This is a genomic window from Actinomadura sediminis, from assembly GCF_042675525.1.
GTDB classification, from domain to species: Bacteria; Actinomycetota; Actinomycetes; order Streptosporangiales; family Streptosporangiaceae; genus Spirillospora; species Spirillospora sediminis.
Genome location: NZ_JBHTJA010000111.1, coordinates 1 through 20,876, shown reverse-complemented (window position 1 = coordinate 20,876; position 20,876 = coordinate 1). Strand labels below are relative to the sequence as shown.

Below are 20,876 nucleotides of genomic sequence, written 5' to 3'. Positions count from 1 at the left end.
CTCCGGCGCGGTCGCCGGAAGCGGGACGGGCGCCGCGGCGCCGACCGGTTCCGGCGCGGGCACCGGCGGGGGGAGCGGATGCCCGCCCGTCGCCGTGGCCGCGCCGCCGTCCCGCCGCCAGTTCGCCGTCACCGTCTCCGCGAGCCGCTCCGGGTCGGGCCGTTCCCGGCCGACGAGCCGCGCGAGGACGTCCTGCGCGGTCGGGCGCTCGCGCGGGTCCTTGGTGAGCGCCGCGGCGACGATCGCCCGCAGCCGCGGGTCGAGCCCGTCCAGGTCGGGCTCCTCCGCGCCGATGCGCCGGAACGTCTCCGCGACCGTCTCGCCGCGGAACGGCGGCCGTCCCGTCCCGGCGAACGCCACCACGCAGCCCCACGCGAAGACGTCCGACGCCCGCTCGACCGGCGCGCCCGCCAGCACCTCGGGGGCGATGTAGGACGGCGTCCCGACGAACTGCCCGGTGCGGGTGAGGCCGTCGGCGGCGTCGAGGGCGCGGGCGATGCCGAAGTCGATGACGCGGGGGCCGGTGGACGACAGCAGGACGTTCGCGGGCTTGAGGTCGCGGTGCACGATCCCGGCGCCGTGGATCGCGGTGAGCGCGGTCGCGACGCCGACGGCGAGGCCCTCCAGGTCGGAGCCGGGCAGCGGCCCCCGCTCCCGGACCGCGTCGTGCAGGGTGGGCCCGTCGATGTACTCGGTGACGATGTACGGCGGGTCCTGGTCGAGCTCGGCGTCCAGGACGGGCGCCGTGCAGAACCGGTGGACGCGCCGCGCCGCCGTCACCTCCCGGCGGAACCGGGCGAGGAACGCCGGCTCCCCGGCCAGCTCCCGGTTGATCACCTTGACCGCGACGCGGCGCCCGTTCGGCTCCGCGCCGAGGTAGACGGTCCCCATGCCGCCGCGGCCCAGCCGCCCGAGCAGGCGGTAGCCGCCGAGGACGCGGGGCTCGTCCGGCGCGAGGGGTTCGGCTGTCGTGGTGGCGGTCATGGGGGGCTCGGGCTCCTCGGATGATCAGCTTTCCGGGCCCAGCCTAAGCCCGTCACGGGGTCAGCAGGAGTTTTCCGGTGGTCCGCCGGCCCTCCAGATCGGCGTGCGCCGCACGCGCGTCGGCGAGGTCGTAACGGTGCCCGACGTGCACCCGCACGCGTCCGTCCGCGACCCACCGGTACACCTCGCCGGCGCGTTCGAGCAGTTCCGCGCGGGTCGCGGTGTGGTGCGCGAGCGTCGGGCGGGTGAGGAACAGCGACCCGGCCGCGTTGAGCCGCTGCGGGTCGAACGGCGGCACCGGGCCGCCCGCCGCCCCGTACAGCGCCAGGACGCCGCGCCGCCGCAGGCTCGCCAGGCTCCCCTCGAACGTGGGCGCGCCGACGCCGTCGTACACGGCCGCGACGCCCTCGCCGCCGGTCAGCTCCCGCACCCGGTCGGCGAACCCGTCGTAGCCGAGCACCGCGGCGGCGCCCGCCTCCCGGGCCAGCTCCGCCTTCTCCGGGGTCGACGCCGTGCCGATCACCCGGGCGCCGAGCATCGTGGCGACCTGCGTGAGCAGCAGCCCCATGCCGCCCGCCGCCGCGTGCACCAGCACCGTGTCGCCGTCCCGGACCGGGTACGTCGAGCGGGTCAGGTAGTGCGCGGTCATGCCCTGCAGGAGGACGGCCGCCGCGTCGTCCGCGGCGACTCCGCCGGGCACCGGCACGAGCTTCTCCGCCGGGACCACGGCCCGTTCCGCGTAGGCGCCCTGCACGTTCGCCCACGCGACGCGGTCGCCGGGGGCGAAGCCGTCCACGCCCGTCCCCACCGCCGCGACGGTCCCGGCGGCCTCCATGCCGGGCGTGTACGGGAGCGGCTGCGGGTAGGCGCCCGTCCGGAAGTACACGTCGATGAAGTTGACGCCCGCCGCCGCGACGTCGACCAGCACCTCGCCGGGCCCGGGCTCGGGATCCGGGCGCTCGGCGGGCACCAGCACCTCCGGGCCGCCGTTCTCCGACACGACGATCGCGCGCATGCTTCCACTCCTCGTTGATCGACGGGCGTACGGAACGCGGTAACCGCGCACCCGCACGCGTTGTTCCATGCCCGGGACGTTCCGGTGGGCGTCGCTCCCGGCCCGCGGCGTCAGGTCCAGTCGCGGACGGTCGCGTCGACGAGCGCGACGGTCTCGTCGACGCGCGCGGCGATCGTCCCCGGGTCCCAGATCGCGCGGCGGGAGCACTCCTCGAACCCGACCCGGGTCGCGGCCGTGAAGAGCGCGACGACGAGCCGGGGCCGCAGGTCCCGGTCCGGGTCCACGCCCTCGCGGCGCGCGATCTCGGCGACCAGCGCGCCCTCCGACGCCGCGTACCCGGTCAGCTCCGCCGCCAGCAGCGGGGGCGTCGCCTCGATCACCTGCCGGATCCGGCGGAACCGGGCGACGTCCGCCTCCTCGCCCGTGGCGATCCGCTGCAGCACCGTGCGCAGCGCCTCGAACAGCGCGGTGAACGGGCGCTCCCCGGCGGGCCGCGCCGCCAGGGCCTCCTCCATGGCCCGGTACCGCTCGGTGACCTGGCTGAGGACCACGTCCTCCTTGGAGGCGAAGTAGCGGAAGAACGTCCGCTGCGACACCGGGAGCGCCGCGACGATCTCGTCGATCGTCGTCTCCTCGTAGCCGTTCCGCACGAACAGTTCGAGGGCGGCGTCGATCAGCGCCATCCGGGTCCGCTGCTTCTTGCGCTCGCGGACCCCGCCGGCGGAGGGTCCGTGCGCGGGCCCCGGCGGCTCGCCGGCCGCGTCGGCGGTCATCGCTGCTCCTCCATCCCGGTGCACGGGCGGTGCCCGCCCGCTCTCACAGAGCTTTTATCACGGCGGCGCGCCGCCCATGCGCGTGAGATTTCAACTATTCGGCGGCGATCGCCCGGACCCGCCCCGCGCGCCGGCCTCCGCCCTCGGAATCGGTCGCCCCCCCCGGCGGCGGGAAAGGACAGACCGTTCTCCGCGTTTTCCCTGCGCAGCCGCTCTGCTCGGGTCATGCTGATATCGGTCACGAATCGTTGCCGATCTGTAGCCCACCGTTACCGATCGGCGGGATGAGGCAGGTGATCGGCATGTCCGTCGTCGGCGGGCCGGACCTCGCGCGGGTGCGCCGGAGGCACCTCGCGGCGCTCGCGTACGAGGTGGAACTGCGCGGGCTGGCGTGGCGGCTCGCCGGGCCGGGGGAGTCGGTGCTGAGCGTCCGCGGCCCCCGCTCCGGCCGGCGCGTGATGGTGGTCGCCACGCCGTCCGGGGACGGCTGGTCGTACCTGTGGCCGGGCGGCGGCATGGCCGACGTCGCCGCGGCGGCCCAGGTCGCCGACCGGCTCGCCCGGCTGCTGTCCTGACCCGCCGCCGCGGAGGGGCCGGTCGCCGCCGCGGCGGGGCCGCCTTGCCTCCCCGTCCGCGACCTCTCTAGACTCGGTCGCGAACGTATGTTCGATCGGCCGCATGCCCTTCCCCCGTGCGGTGAACGCGAGGGGGAGGCAGATGACGCGCGTGTTCGGCGATCCCGTGGACGTCTCGGTGCGGGACGGGCGTCCGGTCCGGTTCGTCCGCCGCGGCCGGTGCTACACCGTGCGGCGCGTGCTGGAGCACTGGGTCGCCACCCGCGACTGGTGGCGCGAGCGGGACCCGGACGGCGACGTCCTCGGCGAGCGCGAATTCTGGCGCGTGGAAGCCTCCCCCGGCACCGAAACGGGGGTCTACGAGCTGAGATGCGACGTTTCGACGCAGACTTGGCTGCTTTCCCGGGTATGGGACTGACACGATGCATCTGCACGTCGCGTCCGCGTACTCGCTGCGCCACGGCGTCGCGCCGCCCGCCGCGCTGGCGGAGCGCGCCGCCGAACTGGGCATGGAGACGCTCGCCGTCACCGACCGCGACGGCCTCTACGGGGCCGTCCGGCACGTGCTGGCCTGCCGCGACGCGGGCCTCGGCGCGGTCGTCGGCGCCGACCTGGCGCTCGCCGGCGGCGGCCGGATCGTGGTCCTCGCCGCCGGGCGGGCCGGATGGCGGTCGCTGTGCCGGCTGGTCTCGGCGGCGCACGCCCCCGGGCACGCGGCCGTCCGCGCGTCCGGTACCGGCCCCGCGGTCACCCGGGAACTGGTCGGGGCGCACGCCGAGGGCCTCGTCGTGCTGCTCGGGCCCGCCTCCGACGTCGGCCGGGCCGTCGCCGAGCGGTGCCCGGACGAGGCGGCGCGGCGGCTCGCGGCGTGGCGCGCGGCCGCCGAGGTCGCCGTGGAGATCGTCAACCACTTCGACCGGGGCGACGGGCACCGCGCGGCCCGGATGCTCGCGCTGGCCCGCGAGGCCGGGGTGCCCGCCGTCCTCGGCAACGCCGTCCGGTACCTGGACCCGGCGGACTACCCGGTGGCGCAGGTCCTGGACGTCACCCGCAGGCTCGTCCCGCTGGACCGCCGCCACCTGGAGGAACGCACCGGCCACGCGTACCTGAAGTCGCTCCCGGAGATGCGGCGGGTCGCGGAGCTGAGCTGCGGCCCCGGGGACGACCCGGACGCGCTGCTCGCCGCGACCCGGCGGCTCTCCGAACGGTGCGTCCTCGACCCGGACGGCGATCTCGGCATGGACCGCGTGCACCTGCCCGCCGTGGCCGGGGACGCCCACGCGCGGCTCGTCGCGCGGTGCGCGGACGGGCTGGCGCGGCGCGGGATGGAGCACTCCGCGCGGGCCGCCGCGCGGCTCGCCGACGAACTCGCCGTGATCGCCCGCAAGGGCCTGGCCGCCTACTTCCTCACGGTCGCCGACGCCGCCGCGCTGATCCGCTCCCGCGGCATCCGCTGCGCGATCCGCGGGAGCGGCGCGGGCAGCCTGGTCAACCACCTGATCGGCATCGGCGACCTCGACCCGCTCCGGCACGACCTGCTGATGGAGCGGTTCCTCGCCGACAGCCGCGAGGGCCTGCCCGACATCGACCTGGACGTCGAGTCGGCGCGGCGGCACGAGGCGTACCGGGCGCTGTTCGACCGGTACGGCGCCGACGGCACCGCCTGCGTGTCGATGATGGAGACGTACCGGGCGCGCAGCGCGCTCCGCGACGTCGGCAACGCCGTCGGGCTGCCGCCGCAGGAGATCGACGCGATCGCCAAGGCGTTCCCGCACATCCGCGCCCGGCAGATCCGCGCCGCCCTGCACGACCTGCCGGAACTGCGGCAGAGCAACCTCGCCCAGGGCCGCCTGGAGGTGCTGTTCCGGATCGCCGAACGGCTCGACGGGATCCCCCGCCACATCGCCATGCACCCGTGCGGGGTGCTGCTGTCGAACCCGACCCTGCACGACCGCACCCCCGTCGAGCAGAGCGCCATCGGGTTCCCGATGAGCCAGTTCGACAAGGACGACGTCGAGGCGATGGGCCTGCTCAAGCTGGACGTCATCGGCGTGCGGATGCAGTCGGCGATGGCGCACGCGGTGGACGAGGTCGCCCGCACGACCGGCGAGCGGCTCGACCTCGAGGCCGTCCCGCGCGACGACCCCGCCACGTTCGAGCTGATCCGCACGTCCCGCACCCTCGGCTGCTTCCAGATCGAGTCGCCCGGCCAGCGGGAGCTGATCGGCCGCCTCCAGCCGCGCGACCTCGACGACCTCGTCATCGACATCTCGCTGTTCCGGCCCGGCCCCGTCAACTCCGACATGGTGAGCCCGTTCCTGGACGCCCGCGCCGGTCTCCGCGAGCCCGGCTACCCGCACCCCGACCTCGAACCGGTGCTGCGCGAGAGCCTCGGCGTCGTCGTCTTCCACGAGCAGGTCCTGCGGGTCGTGGACGTCATGACCGGCTGCGGGCTCTCGACGGCCGAGGCGGCCCGCCGCGCCCTCGGCGACGCCGAGGGGCAGGCCGTCGTCGGCGCGTGGTTCCGCGACCGGGCCCTCGCGCGCGGCTACGACGAGGCGTCCGTCGAGCGCGTGTGGCGGACGCTCACCGCGTTCGGCGCCTTCGGCTTCTGCAAGGCCCACGCGGCGTCGTTCGCCCTGCCCACGTACCAGTCGGCGTGGCTGAAACGGCACCACACCGCCGCGTTCTACGCGGGCGTGCTCACCCACGACCCCGGCATGTACCCCAAGCGGGTCATCCTCGACGACGCCCGGCATTTCGGGGTGCCGATCCTCCCGCTGGACGTCAACCGCTCCACCGCCGACTGGCACGTCGAGCCGGTGTCGGCGGGCGGCCCCGCCGGGATCCGGGTCGCGCTGTCGGAGGTCAAGGGGATCAGCGACGCCGAGGTCGGCGCGATCGTCGAGGCGCGCGGCGACGGGCGCCCCTACCGTTCGCTCACCGACTTCTGGCGCCGCGCCCGCGTGTCCCGCCCGATCACCGAGCGCCTCGTCCTCGCCGGCGCCTTCGACGCCCTCTACACACCCGCGCGCGCCGCGCACGGTCCCGGAACGAGCGGCCCGGACGAGCCGGAGGCGGTCGGCCCGGACGAGCCGGTCCCGTCCGGGCCGGGCGCCGCGCCGCGGCGGGACCTGCTGTGCCGGGTCGGGGCGCTCGAGCGGGTGACGGCCCGCCCGCGCCGGGGCGGCGGGGCCGCGGACGGCCAGCTGCCGCTCGGGTTCGACGACGGCGAGCTCGAACCCGTCCTCGCCGAACCCGCCGCCGATCCGGCGCTCGGCGACGTCTCGCCCACCGGGCTGCCGCCGATGACGCCCGCCGAGATCGTCGAGGCCGAGCTGGAGATCCTCGGCATGGACGTCAGCCGGCACGTGCTGACCTTCTACCGGCCGCTGCTGGCCGTGCTGCGCGCCGTCCCGGCCGCCGACCTGCCGCGCCGCCCGCCCGGCACGGACGTGCTGGTCGCGGGCGTGAAGGTCGCGACGCAGACGCCGGCCGTGCGGTCCGGGCAGCGGGTCATCTTCGCGACGCTCGACGACGCGACCGGCCCGGTCGACCTGGCGTTCTTCGAGTCGGTGCAGGACCGCTGCGCCGCCACCGTGTTCGGCTCGTGGCTGCTGGCCGTGCGGGGCCGGGTGCGGCGGGCCGGGGGCCGCGCGGTCTCGATCACCGCGACGGCCTGCTGGGACCTGGCGTCCCTCGAGGAGGAGCGGCGGCGCGGCGGCCCGGACGCCGTCCGCGCCGCGATGGCGCGGCCCGGCCCGTCCGGACGTCCGGTCGGCCGCCGCGTCGTCCAGCCGACCGGGTTCGCGATGTCGCCGTACTCCGACATGGGTCACGCGGGCGCACCGGCCGCGTCCCGTCCACCGGCGAGACTCTGGCACGCCAGCACCGGCAGTTCGGGCCCGGCGCCCTGAAGGCCCCCGGCCGAGCGGGCGGGGGCCACGGCGGTCGCGAGCGGAGCCGAGTCCGAGGGCGCCGCGATCAAGACCGCGCCACGACCTCCTGGCCGGTCTGCAGACGGGTGATCTGGAAGACGTTCGCCATGCAGAGCGCGGCGGACAGCGCCAGGCAGCCGGCCGCCGCGACGCCGAGGTGGACGTCGAAGCGCGCCTCGGCGAGGCTGTCGGTGCTGCCGCGGGCGAACGCCCGCGCCAGCAGCACGCCGAGCACGGCGCAGCACCACCAGGCCGCGACGACGGCCCCGGCGGCCTGCCGCTCGGCGGTGCGGTACCGGCCGCTGTTGACCCACACCTCGTACACCATGCGGGGCGGCAGCCACAGGTTCACGATCGGCGTGAACCAGCCGAACAGCGCCCAGGCGCGGTGGTGGCGGTGCGGGCCGGGCGACTGCCCGTAGGCGCGCCAGAACCAGAACAGGTAGAGCACTCCGGTCACGACGGCCAGGAGCGCGTACACGGTGAACACCTCGGTGTAGGGGGCGATCGCCTCGCCGGTCGCCACGGCGTCGTACGTCCCGTGGGTCTCATGGCGCAGCGGATGCGCCATCCGCAGCAGGCTGATGCCCGAGCCCAGCGCGACGAACGCGTCGAACCCGAGCAGCATGAACACCGCCACGCCGACGGCACGGAAGTCGCGCCGCCGGGCCCACGCTCCGCACGCCGGGCAGCGGTTCACCTCGGCGGGGATGATGTCGCCGCAGAGGGCGCACGGCATGGTCGACCTCCGGGGGCTTGGGGGTGCGGCACATTCTGTCTACTACGAAGGTACGACTTGTCCGCGGCCCGAGCGGTTCGGACCGTTCTCAGAACCGTCCGCTCGGAACGCCGTCCGCTCGGAACCGTCCGCTCAGAACACCGTCCGCGTCGCCGCGAACGCGAGGACGGCCGTGAGCGCGAGCCACCCGCCGAGCCGCCGCGGGCCGCCGGACGTCACGAGCCGTTCGGGGCGCAGGCCGGTGACGATCGCGAGCGCCCACCACTGCGCGGCGAGCCAGATCGTCGCGTACAGGTTCCCGTGGCCGACGTGCGCGCACAGCAGGACGACCGCCGCCGGGGTCGCCGTGTGCGCGAACAGGGACGGGCCGCGCGCCGGGCCGTGCACGCCGCGCCGCAGCCCCGCCAGGACCGCGACCCAGCCGGCGCCGCACAGCGCCCACAGGGCGACCACCACGGTGGGCAGCCCGTTCAGCGACTCCGGTGCCAGCGCCGCCCCCCTCGTCCCGTCCCCATCAGCCCATCAGGCCCGACTCCCAGGCCCACGCCGCCGACTCCACGCGGTTCCGGGTGCCCAGCTTGCGGTGGATGCTCCCGACGTGGGTCTTCACCGTGGACAGCGACACGAACAGCTCCCCGGCGATCTCCTCGTTCGTCCGGCCGCGCGCGACGAGCCGGACGACGTCCAGCTCGCGCTCGGTGAGCGGTTCGCGCGGCTGGACGGGCGTGGCCTGCCGGGGCCGCGCGAGCTGCTCCAGCAGCCGGACGGTGATCGACGGCGACACCAGCGACCCGCCGTTGGACGCCGCCCGGATCGCCTCCACGAGCAGCGCGGGCCCGCCGTCCTTGAGCAGGAACCCGACGGCGCCGCCGCGCAGCGCGCCGTACACGTACTCGTCCATGTCGAACGTCGTGACGATCACGATGCGGAGCGGGTCGGGCACGCCCGGGCCGGCGAGCAGCCGGGTCGCCTCGAGACCGTCCATCACGGGCATCCGGATGTCGAACAGGCACACGTCGGGACGGAGCCGGCGGGCGAGCTCGACGGCCCGCCGGCCGTCGGCGGCGTCCCCGACGACGGTCATGTCGGGCTGCGAGTCGACGATCATCCGGAACCCGGTCCGGACCATCTCCTGGTCGTCGGCGATCAGTACGCGGATGGTCACGTTTCCGATTCTTTCAGCATTCGCCGAGGGGCAGCACCGCCACCACCTCCCAGCCGCCTTCGGGACGCGGCCCCGCGTGCAGCCGCCCGCCGAGCGCGGTCACCCGCTCGGCCAGCCCCGTCAGCCCGAACCCGCCGGACGGCAGCCGCCGCCCGCGGCCCCGCCCGTCGTTGCGGACCGCCACCTCGACGCCCCCGCCGAGCCGCGCGAGCGACACCCGCACGTACGTCGCGTCCGCCGCGTGCTTGCGGACGTTGGTCAGCGCCTCCTGCACGACCCGGTGCGCCGACGTCGCCACCTCCGGCGGGACGGCGCCGAGGTCCGGCGCGACGGACAGGACGGCGGGCGGGTGCGTGAACCCGGCGACCAGCTCGCGCAGCCGGTCGAGGCTCCCGACCGGCCGCGTCGCCGACCCCCGGTCCGGCGGCCCGCCGGGCGCGCCCGCGTCGGGGCCGCCGGCGTGCGGGCCGCCCGCGTACGGGCCGTCGGCGTGCCGGCCGTCCACGTGCTGGGCGTCCCGGAGCAGGCCGACCATGCGGCGCATCGACGTCAGCGCCTCCGTCCCGGCCTTCTCGATCCCCTCGAACATCGTGTCCAGCTGCTCCGGCGACTGCGCGGCCCCCGAGCCCGCCGCGAACCGGGCCGCCTGCGCCTGCACGACGATCCCGGTGACGTGGTGCGCGACGAAGTCGTGCAGGTCGCGGGCCAGTTCGAGTCGTTCGTCCCGGCGCGCCGCCGTCACCGACCGGGACCGCCGCGCGTCCACCGCCCGCAGGTACAGCCCGATGCCGATCGCGATCGCGAGCAGCACGCCGAGCGGCGCGGTGAACAGCGCGACCGTGAGCAGCGTCCAGCGCAACGGCATGATCAGCAGCGCGGCACCGAGCAGCACGGTGACCGGGACGACCCGGTCCCGCGGCGCCCGCCACACCGTGCGGACGGTCAGGATCAGCAGCCCGCCGATCTCGGCGAACAGGCTCGGGCCGTCGGCCGAGTCGATGGCGAGGGCCGTCCCGAGGAACAGGGTGGTGAACAGCGACAGCGATCCCGCCCCGATCGCCCAGGGGAGCAGCCGCCCGCGGCTGACCACCGCGGCGCTGACGGCGGCGGCGACCAGCACCATCCACAGGCCCGGCGTGCCGTCCACGGCCAGCAGGCACAGCAGCAGGTACAGGGCCGCGAAGCCCCCGTACGCGATCCGCGCCACCCATCCGCCGGCCGTGTGGATGCGGTCGAGACCGGCCCCTGTGTCACTCACGGTTACGCAGGCTACGACCCTCAGCCGACCGCGGGATCGGTCATTCGGCCGATGGGCGCCCGCCCGGACCGGTCCTGCGCCCGATGCGCCGGGACGGCGCGCCCGCGCACGCTGGGGGACATGGAAATCATCTACGTCCCGCTCGCCGTCGCCTTCGCCGCCGCGTTCGTCGTCTTCGTCGTCTACGGCGGCGTCGTGATGCCGGTGACCGAGATCGCCGAGTCGTGGCGATCACGCGGAACACGCAGAGCCGGCACCGACGGACCGAAGGAGAACAGGTGACCGAACTCACCCCCGGACCCGAACCCGTCCTGGTGGGGCGCGGCCTGGCCAAACGGTTCGGGACGACCGTGGCGCTCGACGGCGTCGACCTCGCCGTCGCCCGCGCCGAGAACGTCGCGATCATGGGCCCGAGCGGCTCCGGGAAGTCGACGCTGCTGCACTGCCTGGCCGGGATCACGAAACCGGACGCCGGCGAGGTGCGGCTGCTCGGGGAGCGCATCGACGCGCTCGGCGAGCGCCGCCGCAGCGTCCTGCGCCGCACCCGCTTCGGGTTCGTGTTCCAGTTCGGGCAGCTGCTGCCGGAACTGCCCGCGGAGGAGAACGCGGCGCTCCCGCTGATGCTGAACGGGACACCGCGCCGGGAGGCGGTGCGCGCCGCCCGCGGCTGGTTCGGGCCGCTCGGCCTCGCGGGCATGGAGGACCGCCGCCCGGGCGAGCTGTCGGGCGGGCAGGCGCAGCGCGTCGCGATCGCCCGCGCGCTCGTGTGCCGCCCGGCCGTCGTGTTCGCCGACGAGCCCACCGGCTCCCTCGACCAGGCCACCGGCCGCGAGACCATGCGGCTGCTGGTCGAGGCGACCCGGCACAACGACGCGTCGCTCGTCGTCGTCACGCACGACGCGTCCGTCGCCGCCTGGTGCGACCGGACCGTGGAGGTCCGCGACGGACGCGTCCGGCGGCCCTTCGCCGGGGCGGCGTGATGCGCGCGACCCCCGGCCTGGCGTGGCGGCTGCTGCGCGGCGGCGGCGCCCGCGACCTGCTCGGCTCCCTGCTCACCCTCGCCGCCGTGGCCGTCTCGACGGGCCTGCTGCTGTTCGCGCTGGGCGCGAACCACGCGTTCGCCGAGCGGGCCGCGGCCGACGCGTGGCGGCATCCCGCGGAGGCGTCCGGGACGCCCACCGCCGTGCAGGCGCTCTCCACCGACTACGTGAACCCCGGCGGCGGGCCGGGCGAGCCCATCACGATCGTCGATCTCGCCGCGCTGTCGCCCGGCGCGCCCGTCCCGCCCGGAATGCCGCGCTTCCCGGAGCCGGGCGAGATGTGGGCGTCGCCCGCGCTCGCCGGACTGCTCGCGGACCTGCCCGCCGACCGGCTCGCCGCCCGGTTCCCCGAACCCGCCGGGACGCTCGGCGACGACGCGCTCGTGCACCCCGGCGAGCTCGTCGCGGTCATCGGGCGGGACGCCGCCGCGCCGGTCCTGACCGCGCCGCGCACCGACACGACGGGCATGGAGACCACCGCCGCCCCCACCCGCATCGACGCGTTCGCCACCGGGACGTCCTCGTGGATGAGCGTCTACCGGGTCCTCGCCGGGATCGCGTCCGTCCTCATGATCGCGCCGCTGCTGGTGTTCGGCGGCGCCGCGGCCCGGCTCACCGTGGCGCGCCGCGACGCGCGGCTCGCCGCGCTCCGGCTGGTCGGCGCGACCCCCGGCCAGGTCGTCGCGATCACCACCGCCGAGGCCGTCCTCACCGCCGCCGCGGGCGCCGTGCTGGGCGCCCTCCTGTACGCGGCGGCCGTCCCGGCCCTCGCGCACATCACCATCCAGGGCGGCGGCTGGTTCACCGGGCACCTGTGGCCCGGCCTCCCGTTCGTCGCGGCCGTCCTCGCCGCCGTGCCGCTGCTCGTGGGGGCCGGCGCCGTCGTGGGGCTGCGCCGGGTCGTCGTCGGCCCCCTCGGCGTGGCCCGCCGGGAGACGCCGCCCGCGCTGCGCGCCGTCCGGGTCCTGGCGCCGCTCGCGGTCCTCGTCGCGTTCGGCGCCGTGAGCGGCGGCCTCATGGGGCTGCGGTACGCCGGGTTCGCGATCCTGCTCGTGCTGATGGCACTGGCCTTCCTCGCGATCAACTACGCCGGGCCCTGGGCGGTGTCGGTGATCGGCCGGATCATGGTCGCGCTCGCCCGCGGCCCGTCCAGGCTCCTCGCGGGCCGCCGCCTGCGGGACGACCCGCGCGCGGCGTGGCGGACGGTGGCGGGCGTCGCGCTCACCGGGTTCGTCGCGGGCTTCCTCGCGCTGCTGAACCCGGGGGCGGTCGAGTCCGCACCGGCCGACCGGCTGCGGATCGGCGTCCCGGACGGCCGCGCCCCCGCGGCGGTCGCCGCGGGGGCGCGGGAGCGGCTCGCCGGATCCGGCGCCGCGGTCGCGATCGGCGACGGCGGCCTCCCGCGCGACGGCGGGAAGGTCGTGACGATCACCGTGCCGGGCGGCCCCGCCGCCGTCGACCGCGCCCGCACGGCGCTGCACGGGCTCGTGCCCGGCCGCGTCGCGACCACCCCCGCCGACGACGACACCGGCGGCCGGCGCCTGATCGGCGACCTGCGGACGGGGGCGCTGACCGTCCTCGCCGTCTCCTTCCTCATCGGCACCACGAGCGCGGGCATCACCGGCGCGTCCGCCGTCCTGGACCGCCGCCGGACGTACGCGATGCTCCGCCTCGCCGGGACGCCGCTGAGCGTGCTCGACCGCGCGCGCCGGCAGGAGACGCTCGTCCCGCTCGCGGTGATGGGCGGCGGTTCGCTGCTCGCGGGCCTGTTCTTCGCGGCCCCGTTCGCGGTCGGCGTCGGGGTCGCCGGGGCGGCGATGCTCGCCGGGTTCCTGGTGCTCGGTTTCGGCGCGGTCCTCGGCGCGAGCGCCCTCAGCCGCCCCCTGCTGCGGGCCGTGACGACCGACCCGGCGCCCCGCCCGGACTAGCCGGAAATGTCGGTGGCGCTCGGTAGTTTGTGCATGTGATCACAGGTTCCGGTGGGAACAGATGCCGAACCGTGACGCTTGTTACGACGTACCAGGGGGTACGTCACAGGCGACGGCCCCGCCGGGCGGCGGTGCCGTCGGCGTACAGGAAGGGGTGTTGGCAGTGGAGGCGACCAGCCATATCTCTCGCCCGCGGCTGGACGGGCCCGCCGAGCGGACCGTCGTGCAGCCGTGGCTGACCGAGCTCACCCACGCGACGATGAACGCCTACGCCGAGCGGCCTCGCGCGCTCGCCGCGGTCGAGACGCTGCCCGTGCGGGGCGCGCGTCGCCGGCCCGCGCGGGTCGCCGTGGCCGCCGCCTGACGGGGGAAACCGTAGCGTAGAAAGAGCCGGGACGACAGCGTCCCGGCTCTTTTCTCGTCCCGACGTCTCAGTATATGAAACGTGTTTCTCAAAATACGAGAAGGCGTCGTAGGGTCCCGGCATCTCGAGGAGAGGCGATCCCATGGCCGACCAGGCGACCTACACCCACGGACATCACGAGACCGTCCTGAGCGCGCACCGCCGGCGGACGGTCGAGAACTCGGCCGCGTACCTGATCGAGCACCTGCGTCCCGGCGCGTCGGTGCTGGACGTCGGCTGCGGCCCCGGCTCCATCACCGCCGGCCTGGCGGAGCGCGTCGCGCCCGGCCGCGTCGTCGGCGTGGACGCGGCCGAGACCGCCGTCGAGCAGGCGCGGGCCGCCGCGGGCGGCGCGCCCAACGTCGAGTTCGCCGTCGGCGACGTCGAGGACCTGCGGTTCGACGACGACGCGTTCGACGTCGTCCACGCCCACCAGGTGCTGCAGCACGTCGCCGACCCGGTCGGGGCGCTGCGCGAGATGCGCCGCGTCGCCAAGCCCGGCGGCGTCGTCGCGGTCCGGGAGGCCGACTTCGGCGGCATGGTCTGGCACCCGAACCCGCCCGGCATGGACTCCTGGATGCCCGTCTACTACAAGGTCGCGCGCGGCAACGGCGGCGAGCCCGACGCCGGGCGGAGGCTGGCCGCGTGGGCCCGCGAGGCCGGGTTCGCCGACGTGCGCGCGTCCGCGTCCGCGTGGTGCTTCGCGACGCCGGACGAGCGCGCCTGGTGGAGCGAGTCGTGGGGCGGGCGCCTGGCCCGCTCGGCCGTCGCCGACACCGCCGTCGCCGAAGGCCACGCCACCCGCGCGGAGCTGGAGGAGATCCACGCGGGCTGGAAGGCGTGGGCGGCGGCGGAGGACGGCTGGTTCGCCGTCCTCCACGCCGAGATCGTCTGCCGCGCCTGACCGCCGGGCCGCCTGTCCGCGGCGCTCAGAACGGGTCGGTCAGTTCGCCGAGCTTGTCGGTGAGGGCGAGGTTGTGGGAGTAGTCGACGGGGACGGTGACGACCGAGACGCCGTCGTCGGCGAGCGCCTTGCGCAGCGTGGGCAGCAGGTCGGCGGCGGACTCGACCCGGTACCCGTGGGCGCCGAAGCTCTCGGCGTACTTCACGAAGTCGGGGTTGCCGAACTTGATGTGGGAACTGCGGCCGAGCTCGAGGTCCATCTTCCACTCGATCAGCCCGTACGCGGAGTCGTCCCAGATCAGCACGGTGATCGGGAGGTTCTCCCGGACGGCGGTCTCGAGCTCCTGCGAGTTCATCAGGAACGCGCCGTCGCCGGTCGCCGCCAGCACCTTCCGGTCCGGATGGGCCAGCTTGGCGGCGATCGCGCCCGGCACCGCGAACCCCATGGACGACAGCCCGTTCGACACCAGCAGCGTGTTCGGCTCGTACGTCGGGTACATGCGCGCCATCCACATCTTCACCGCGCCGGTGTCGGCCAGGACGATGTCCTCCCGGCCCATCGCGGCGCGGACGTCCGCGACGATGCGGCGCGGCGAGAGGGGGAAGCCGTCCTCGGTGGCGCCCTCGGCCAGCTCCGCCCGCATCAGCTCGCGGATCCTGCGGCCCGTCCCGTTCACGTCGAACCTGCGGTGGGTCGCGTCGGCGAGCGCGTACAGCGAGCGGGGGATGTCGCCCTGGATGCCGACCTCGACGGCGTAGTGGTCGTCGACCTCGGCGGGCGACGGATGGATGTGGATGATCTTCTTGTCGCCGGACGGGTTGATCTTGACGGGGTCGAACTCCTGCAGCTCGTAGCCCACGGTGATGAGCACGTCCGCCTCATCGAATCCGAAGTTGACGTAGTCGTGCCGCATGAACCCCACCGCGCCGAGCGCGTTGCGGTGGTCGTCCGGGAACACGCCCTTGCCGTTGAACGTCGTCGCGACCGGCAGCCCGAGCCGTTCCGACAGGTGCACCAGCGCCTCGCTCGCGCGGTGCCGGGTCGCGCCGTGCCCCGCCAGGACGATCGGGCGCCGCGCGAGCGCGAGGACGTCCGCGGCCCGCGCGACCTGCGACGGCGACGGCTCCTGCGGGCGGACGACGTTCACCGGCAGCGGCGCCAGGCCGGCCGGGACCCGCGCCGACTCGACGTCCTCGGGGATCGCCAGGTACACGGCGCCGGGACGCTCGGTCTGCGCGGTCTTGAACGCCTTGCGCACCATCTCCGGGAGCGCCTCGGCGCGCGGCGCCAGCTCCGCCCACTTCGTGATCGGCCGGAACAGCGACACCAGGTCGACGATCTGGTGCGACTCCTTGTAGATGCGGTCCAGCCCGACCTGCGCGGAGATCGCGACGACCGGGGTGCTGTTGGTGGTGGCGTCCGCGACGCCGAGCTGCAGGTTGATCGCGCCGGGGCCGAGCGTCGCCGACGCCACGCCCGCCTTCCCGGTGAGCCGGCCGTAGATCTCGGCCATGAACGCGGCGCCCTGCTCGTGCCGGACGAGGACGTAGCGGATCGGCGACTCGTTCAGCGCGTTGACGAAGTGGATGTTCTCTTCGCCGGGGATGCCGAAAACGTACTCGACGCCCTCCGCCTCGAGGGTGCGGACGAGGAGGCGGGCGGCGTCTTGCTGCGCGGACATCGGGTGTCCCTCTTCCCACATTGATCTTCGGGGTTCCTTCCGTGCAGCGCGCCGCGGGCCGTCCGCATTCCCCGGCGAGGACGGGTCCGGCCGGGCGGCCTCAGCCGTCGACGACCTCCTTGATCGCGCGCAGCGTCGGCTCGTCCTTCACCCCGGCGATCAGCAGCGTCGTGACGGGGCTGTCGCGCCACAGCCGCATCCGCTCCTTGATCCGCCCGATCGGCCCGAGCAGCGAGATCGAGTCGGCGAGGTCGTCCGGGACCGCCTTGATCGCCTCCTGGCGCCGCCCGTCCAGGAACAGTTCCTGCACCCGGGCCGCCTCCTCCGCGTAGCCGAGCCGGCCGATGAGGTCGAGGTGGAAGTTGCGGTCGCGCGCGCCCATCCCGCCGATGTAGAACGCGAGCGGGATCTTGGCGAACTCGAGCGCGGACGCCAGGTCGTCGGTGACGATCGTGGTGACGGTCGCCGCGATCTCGAAGCCGTCCGGGCGTCCGGCGAGGGACGCGCCGAACACCGGCTCGATCTGCTCCGGGTCGACGAACAGCGGCAGCCAGCCCTGCGTCGCCTCGGCGGCGAGCGCGACGTTCTTCGGGCCCTCCGCGCCCAGGTAGACGGGGATCTCCGGACGCACCGGGTGCACGATCGACTTCAGCGGCTTGCCGAGGCCGGCGCCGCCGGGCAGCGGCAGCGGGTAGTGCGGCCCGGCGCTGGTCACCGGCTCCTCGCGCCGCCACACCTGCCGGACGATGTCGAGGTACTCGCGCGTGCGGGCCAGCGGCTTCGGGAACGGCTGCCCGTACCAGCCCTCGACGACCTGCGGGCCGGACGCGCCGAGCCCGAGGATCACCCGTCCGCCGGACAGCGCGTCGAGGGTGAGCGCGTGCATCGCGGTGGCGGCCGGCGTCCGCGCCGACATCTGCACCACCGCGGTGCCGAGCTTGATCCGGGACGTCCGCGCGGCGTACCAGGTGAGCGGCGTGAACGCGTCCGACCCGTACGCCTCGGCGGTGAACACCGCGTCGTAGCCGAGCCGTTCGGCCGCCAGCACGGTGTCGGTCTGGTCCTCCGGCTCGCGCTGCCAGTAGCCGACGTTCACGCCCAGCTTGAGATCCGCGCTCACGATGCACCCCTTCTCCGCGTTGACGACGCAGAGCGATGGTAGAACACGTTCTACTTTGGGGGAAGCGGCGGATCCGCCGAGCCCGCGGGCGTCCGGGCATGCCTGAGGGCCGCGGCCGGGGGAGACCGCGGCCCCTCGGCGCCGGGCTATGCCTCCCTGGCGATGATCAGGAGGGCCTCGAACGCGGCGGGCGTCAGCACCAGGGCCGGGCCGCCGGGGTCCTTCGAATCACGGACAGCGCGCAGATCGCGGGGAAGGGGGGCCACCTCGACGCACTGGTCGCCGCTCCCGCTGTGGGAGGACTTGCGCCATGCGGCCCCGGTCAGGTCGCGCTGCAGGTTGGTCACGGGCTGCTCCTTGCTGCCTCGGCGATGAGGTGCGCGGATTCCTCGGTGGACAGGGCGGCCGCCTCGATGCGATCAAAGCGGTCCCTATGTTTTGCTATTGCCTCCGCGCTCTCAAGGTAAACGTCGCCCATGGTGCCCTCTACGTAGGCGATATCGGGGTCTGCGGGGTCCGGATACGACAATATGGTGAAACGTCCGTCTAGGCCCGCATGCTCCTGCGCCGAGTACGGAAGCACCTGAATGGTGATCGTCGGGCGTTCCGCGGCGGTGAGGAGCGACTCCAGCTGCCCGCGCATCACGCCGGGCCCGCCGATCGGGCGCCGCAGCACCCCCTCGTCGAAGATCACGTGGAGCTGCGGCGCGTTCTCCCGGGTGAGCAGCCCCTGCCGGTGCTTCCGGGCGGAGATGCGGCGCTCGATGTCCTCCTGGTTGGGCAGCAGCCGCCCCGCGGTGATGACCCGGCGCGCGTACTGCTCGGTCTGCAGCAGCCCGTGGATCAGCTGGGGGTCCCAGGTCCGGATGTGCGACGCCTCGTCCTCGAGCGCCACGTAGCTGCCCGCGAACACGTCCTGGTACGCGGTCCACCAGCCGCGCTGGCCCGCCTGCCGCGCCAGCGTGATCAGCGAGTCGCGCTCGGGGCTCGGCACCCCGTACAGATCGAGGATGTCGGCGATGTCGCCCGGTTTCGGGCGGGTCTGGCCCGTCTCGAGGCGGGAGATGGTGGCCCGCGACCAGTCGAGCCGGTCCGCGACCTCCTGCAGCGTGAGCTTCTGCTCCTCGCGCAGCCTGCGGATCTCGCGCGCCAGGCGACGGCCACGGACAGTGGGACGGTACGTCATGGGAGTGAAGTCTCCTCACTCGGCGGGTGCGCCACAACGAGATTGCCGCAACCCGGTGCGAAGGCAGGTCGATTTCCCGAAGGCAGTTGCAAAGGTGAGAATCTCACGTAACGCTGGGATCCGTGACTGCCCGGGGACCGAAAGTGACGAGCGATCCCGCCGCGCACCCCGGGCACGTAGTTGCGGGAGGACCCGTGAAGACCTCGTCAGCCCACGTTGCGGACGTCCGGACGAAGCACGCGGACGTGCCCGTGGAGGCCGAAATCGGTACCGCGCCCGGACCGGCCCCGGGCGCGCCGCCGCGAACCGAACCCGTGCCGGAACCGGGCCGCACGGCGCAGAGCATGGCGGACGCGATGGCCGACGAGCCCGGCGCCCCCGCCGGCACCCGTCCCGGCTGGGTGTGGGCGCTGCCCGGCGGCCCCGGCTGCGCGGGGCACGCGCGCCGCGTCCTGCGCGACGCGCTCACCGCCCTGGGCGTCCCCCGCGACGTCATCGGCGACGCCCAGCTGATGGTCAGCGAGCTCGCCACCAACGCCCACCAGCACGCCGGCGACCACGGCCCGCACGAGCTGTGGCTGTACTTCGGCGACGACGGGACGGGCGGCGAGGGGGCGGGCGAGGTCCGTTGCGCGGTGTTCGACGCGCTCGGCGACGCCGCGCTGCCCGGCTACTCGTGGACGTCCGGCGACTGCGGCCGCGGCCTCGGCATCGTCCGCGAGCTGTCGGGCGGCCGCTGGGGGATGCGCCGCACCCGGTCGCGGCTCGGGCCGTCCGTGCGGGGCAAGGCGGTGTGGTTCGCGATCCCGCAGGCGCGGCCGTCCTGAGCGGGCCCGTTCCCCGCGGGGCGCGCCGGTGTGCGATCCTTGCGGGCGACGGACGCGGAGGAACCCGGTGCGAATCCGGGGCTGTCCCGCAACTGTGACCAGGGGAGTTCCCTCTCGACAGGGCCACGGCGCCGATGCCGGAAGGCCGAGGGGGAGCGGTGATCCGGGAGCCAGGAGACTCCGGCCGTCGGACCGCACCGCCATCGGGCGTGGACACCCGAGGAAGGACGAACCCGCGATGCCCCCTGCCGCGCCGGCCCCCGGCTACCCGTTCTCCGCCGTCGTCGGGATGGACGACCTCAAGCTCGCGCTCCTGATCAACGCCGTGTCGCCCGGTGTCGGCGGCGTCCTCGTCCGGGGGGAGAAGGGCACCGCCAAGTCGACGATCGTCCGCGCCCTGGCCGCGCTGCTCCCGCCGGTCCGGGCCGTCCCCGGCTGCCGCTTCTCCTGCGACCCGGACGCGCCCGACCCGGGCTGCCCGGACGGCCCGCACGGCGCCGGGTCCCGCGAGCGCCCCGCCCGGCTCGTCGAGCTGCCCGTCGGCGCGTCCGAGGACCGCCTCACCGGGTCCCTCGACATCGAGCGGGCGCTGACCGAGGGCGTCACCGCGTTCGAGCCCGGCCTGCTCGCCGCCGCGCACCGCGGCGTCCTGTACGTCGACGAGGTCAACCTCCTGCACGACCATCTCGTCGACCTGCTGCTGGACGCCGCCGCGATGGGGGAGTCGCACGTCGAGCGGGAGGGCGTGTCGGTCCGGCACGCCGCGCGGTTCCTGCTGGTCGGCACGATGAACCCCGAGGAGGGGGAGCTGCGTCCGCAGCTCCTCGACCGGTTCGGCCTCACCGTCGAGGTCGCCGCCACCCGCGACCCGGCCGAACGGGCCGAGGTCGTCCGGCGGCGGCTGCGCTTCGAGGACGACCCGGCCGGCTTCGCCGCGGGCTGGGCCGGCGCCGAAGCGGGACTCGCCGCCCGGATCGCCGCCGCCCGCGACCGCGTGCCCGGTGTCGAGCTGACCGACGCCGCGCTCCGCCAGATCACCGCCGTGTGCGCGTCCTTCGAGGTCGAAGGGCTGCGCGCCGACCTCGTCACCGCGCGCGCCGCGATCGCGCTCGCCGCCTGGCACGGCCGTCCGGCCGTCACCGCCGACGACGTGCGCACCGCCGCGCGGCTCGCCCTCCCGCACCGCCGCCGCCGCGACCCGTTCGACGCGCCCGGCCTGGACGCCGCCAAGCTGGACGAGATCCTCGACGAGCACGCCGACCCCGAGCCCCCGGAGGGTCCGATCGTCGCCGAGGCGTGGGACGACCCGGACCGCGACGGCCGCCCGGACGGCCCCGGCC

21 protein-coding genes and 1 riboswitch are annotated in these 20,876 nt (G+C 75.1%); of the genes, 10 read left to right on the top strand and 11 right to left on the bottom strand.

Annotation, left to right across the window (positions count from 1 at the left end; all coding sequences use genetic code 11):
• The 3 genes from ACFQ11_RS31905 to ACFQ11_RS31895 all read right to left on the bottom strand — a co-directional run.
• The coding region (locus ACFQ11_RS31905; protein ID WP_378305499.1) for a serine/threonine-protein kinase at window positions 1-984 on the bottom strand (984 nt) is incomplete at its 3' end.
• A gap of 52 nt (window positions 985-1,036) precedes the next feature.
• A complete protein-coding gene (locus tag ACFQ11_RS31900) occupies window positions 1,037-1,999 on the bottom strand; it encodes a quinone oxidoreductase family protein (protein WP_378305497.1) in 963 nt (320 codons plus the stop codon).
• Between the two features lie 110 nt (window positions 2,000-2,109).
• Window positions 2,110-2,772 carry a TetR family transcriptional regulator gene (locus ACFQ11_RS31895; RefSeq protein WP_378305495.1) on the bottom strand — a complete coding sequence of 221 codons (663 nt, stop codon included), beginning with the start codon at window positions 2,770-2,772 and terminating at the stop codon, window positions 2,110-2,112.
• A 284-nt stretch (window positions 2,773-3,056) separates the two neighbouring features.
• Between ACFQ11_RS31895 and ACFQ11_RS31890 the strand changes: the two genes are divergently transcribed.
• The 3 genes from ACFQ11_RS31890 (at window position 3,057) to ACFQ11_RS31880 (ending at window position 7,264) form a co-directional block, all read left to right on the top strand.
• Window positions 3,057-3,347: a hypothetical protein gene (locus tag ACFQ11_RS31890; protein WP_378305493.1), complete on the top strand. Its 291-nt coding sequence runs from the start codon at window positions 3,057-3,059 to the stop codon at window positions 3,345-3,347.
• A gap of 142 nt (window positions 3,348-3,489) precedes the next feature.
• Window positions 3,490-3,765: a DUF6504 family protein gene (locus ACFQ11_RS31885; RefSeq protein ID WP_378305491.1), complete on the top strand. Its 276-nt coding sequence runs from the start codon at window positions 3,490-3,492 to the stop codon at window positions 3,763-3,765.
• A gap of 4 nt (window positions 3,766-3,769) precedes the next feature.
• Window positions 3,770-7,264: a DNA polymerase III subunit alpha gene (locus ACFQ11_RS31880; protein WP_378305489.1), complete on the top strand. Its 3,495-nt coding sequence runs from the start codon at window positions 3,770-3,772 to the stop codon at window positions 7,262-7,264.
• A gap of 67 nt (window positions 7,265-7,331) precedes the next feature.
• On the opposite strand, the gene ACFQ11_RS31875 is transcribed toward ACFQ11_RS31880, so the two are convergent.
• The 4 genes from ACFQ11_RS31875 to ACFQ11_RS31860 form a co-directional block, all read right to left on the bottom strand.
• On the bottom strand, window positions 7,332-8,024 hold the full coding sequence (locus ACFQ11_RS31875; protein ID WP_378305486.1) for a DUF4328 domain-containing protein: 693 nt from the start codon (window positions 8,022-8,024) through the stop codon (window positions 7,332-7,334).
• Window positions 8,025-8,156: 132 nt separating this feature from the next.
• A complete protein-coding gene (locus ACFQ11_RS31870; protein ID WP_378305484.1) occupies window positions 8,157-8,480 on the bottom strand; it encodes a hypothetical protein in 324 nt (107 codons plus the stop codon).
• Between the two features lie 58 nt (window positions 8,481-8,538).
• Window positions 8,539-9,189, bottom strand: a complete 651-nt coding sequence (locus tag ACFQ11_RS31865; protein WP_378305482.1) for a response regulator — start codon at window positions 9,187-9,189, stop codon at window positions 8,539-8,541.
• Between the two features lie 13 nt (window positions 9,190-9,202).
• Entirely contained in the window at window positions 9,203-10,447 is a 1,245-nt protein-coding gene (locus ACFQ11_RS31860) for a sensor histidine kinase (protein ID WP_378305480.1), read from the bottom strand.
• A 120-nt stretch (window positions 10,448-10,567) separates the two neighbouring features.
• On the opposite strand from ACFQ11_RS31860, the gene ACFQ11_RS31855 reads away from it, so the two are divergent.
• The 5 genes from ACFQ11_RS31855 (at window position 10,568) to ACFQ11_RS31835 (ending at window position 14,722) form a co-directional block, all read left to right on the top strand.
• The gene (locus ACFQ11_RS31855) at window positions 10,568-10,729 is read left to right on the top strand and encodes a hypothetical protein (protein ID WP_378305477.1); all 162 of its coding nucleotides are present in this window, start codon (window positions 10,568-10,570) and stop codon (window positions 10,727-10,729) included.
• Complete coding sequence (locus tag ACFQ11_RS31850) at window positions 10,726-11,427, top strand: ABC transporter ATP-binding protein (protein WP_378305475.1); 702 nt, start codon at window positions 10,726-10,728, stop codon at window positions 11,425-11,427. Before ACFQ11_RS31855 ends, ACFQ11_RS31850 begins: the two co-directional genes overlap by 4 nt.
• Window positions 11,427-13,415, top strand: coding sequence for an ABC transporter permease (locus ACFQ11_RS31845; protein WP_378305473.1), 1,989 nt, complete (start codon window positions 11,427-11,429; stop codon window positions 13,413-13,415). Before ACFQ11_RS31850 ends, ACFQ11_RS31845 begins: the two co-directional genes overlap by 1 nt.
• Window positions 13,416-13,572: 157 nt before the next feature.
• Window positions 13,573-13,779: a hypothetical protein gene (locus ACFQ11_RS31840; protein WP_378305470.1), complete on the top strand. Its 207-nt coding sequence runs from the start codon at window positions 13,573-13,575 to the stop codon at window positions 13,777-13,779.
• Window positions 13,780-13,921: 142 nt separating this feature from the next.
• The gene (locus ACFQ11_RS31835) at window positions 13,922-14,722 is read left to right on the top strand and encodes a methyltransferase domain-containing protein (protein WP_378305468.1); all 801 of its coding nucleotides are present in this window, start codon (window positions 13,922-13,924) and stop codon (window positions 14,720-14,722) included.
• Window positions 14,723-14,747: 25 nt separating this feature from the next.
• Here the strand turns inward: ACFQ11_RS31835 and ACFQ11_RS31830 are convergent, their stop codons facing one another.
• The 4 genes from ACFQ11_RS31830 to ACFQ11_RS31815 form a co-directional block, all read right to left on the bottom strand.
• Window positions 14,748-16,403 carry an acetolactate synthase large subunit gene (locus ACFQ11_RS31830; RefSeq protein ID WP_378305466.1) on the bottom strand — a complete coding sequence of 552 codons (1,656 nt, stop codon included), beginning with the start codon at window positions 16,401-16,403 and terminating at the stop codon, window positions 14,748-14,750.
• A gap of 100 nt (window positions 16,404-16,503) precedes the next feature.
• A complete protein-coding gene (locus ACFQ11_RS31825; RefSeq protein WP_378305464.1) occupies window positions 16,504-17,523 on the bottom strand; it encodes an LLM class F420-dependent oxidoreductase in 1,020 nt (339 codons plus the stop codon).
• 146 nt (window positions 17,524-17,669) lie between these two features.
• Complete coding sequence (locus tag ACFQ11_RS31820) at window positions 17,670-17,870, bottom strand: DUF397 domain-containing protein (protein WP_378305461.1); 201 nt, start codon at window positions 17,868-17,870, stop codon at window positions 17,670-17,672.
• Complete coding sequence (locus tag ACFQ11_RS31815; protein WP_378305459.1) at window positions 17,867-18,709, bottom strand: helix-turn-helix domain-containing protein; 843 nt, start codon at window positions 18,707-18,709, stop codon at window positions 17,867-17,869. The genes ACFQ11_RS31820 and ACFQ11_RS31815 overlap by 4 nt, the downstream gene beginning before the upstream one ends.
• A 194-nt stretch (window positions 18,710-18,903) precedes the next feature.
• Between ACFQ11_RS31815 and ACFQ11_RS31810 the strand changes: the two genes are divergently transcribed.
• Together ACFQ11_RS31810 and ACFQ11_RS31805 are read left to right on the top strand one after the other, a co-directional pair.
• The gene (locus ACFQ11_RS31810) at window positions 18,904-19,536 is read left to right on the top strand and encodes an ATP-binding protein (RefSeq protein ID WP_378305456.1); all 633 of its coding nucleotides are present in this window, start codon (window positions 18,904-18,906) and stop codon (window positions 19,534-19,536) included.
• Between the two features lie 57 nt (window positions 19,537-19,593).
• Window positions 19,594-19,717: riboswitch (cobalamin riboswitch) on the top strand.
• A gap of 57 nt (window positions 19,718-19,774) precedes the next feature.
• Window positions 19,775-20,876, top strand: a 1,102-nt coding sequence (locus ACFQ11_RS31805; protein WP_378305454.1) for an ATP-binding protein, incomplete at its 3' end; no start/stop codon positions are given.

Excerpts from the sequence above, each read along its gene's own strand:
- ACFQ11_RS31900 (WP_378305497.1), bottom strand. The coding sequence starts at position 1,999 with ATGCGCGCGATCGTCGTGTCGGAGAACGGCGGCCCGGAGGTGCTGGTG.
- ACFQ11_RS31895 (WP_378305495.1), bottom strand. The coding sequence starts at position 2,772 with ATGACCGCCGACGCGGCCGGCGAGCCGCCGGGGCCCGCGCACGGACCC.
- ACFQ11_RS31890 (WP_378305493.1), top strand. The coding sequence starts at position 3,057 with ATGAGGCAGGTGATCGGCATGTCCGTCGTCGGCGGGCCGGACCTCGCG.
- ACFQ11_RS31885 (WP_378305491.1), top strand. The coding sequence starts at position 3,490 with ATGACGCGCGTGTTCGGCGATCCCGTGGACGTCTCGGTGCGGGACGGG.
- ACFQ11_RS31880 (WP_378305489.1), top strand. The coding sequence starts at position 3,770 with ATGCATCTGCACGTCGCGTCCGCGTACTCGCTGCGCCACGGCGTCGCG.
- ACFQ11_RS31875 (WP_378305486.1), bottom strand. The coding sequence starts at position 8,024 with ATGCCGTGCGCCCTCTGCGGCGACATCATCCCCGCCGAGGTGAACCGC.
- ACFQ11_RS31855 (WP_378305477.1), top strand. The coding sequence starts at position 10,568 with ATGGAAATCATCTACGTCCCGCTCGCCGTCGCCTTCGCCGCCGCGTTC.
- ACFQ11_RS31845 (WP_378305473.1), top strand. The coding sequence starts at position 11,427 with ATGCGCGCGACCCCCGGCCTGGCGTGGCGGCTGCTGCGCGGCGGCGGC.
- ACFQ11_RS31835 (WP_378305468.1), top strand. The coding sequence starts at position 13,922 with ATGGCCGACCAGGCGACCTACACCCACGGACATCACGAGACCGTCCTG.
- ACFQ11_RS31830 (WP_378305466.1), bottom strand. The coding sequence starts at position 16,403 with ATGTCCGCGCAGCAAGACGCCGCCCGCCTCCTCGTCCGCACCCTCGAG.
- ACFQ11_RS31815 (WP_378305459.1), bottom strand. The coding sequence starts at position 18,709 with ATGACGTACCGTCCCACTGTCCGTGGCCGTCGCCTGGCGCGCGAGATC.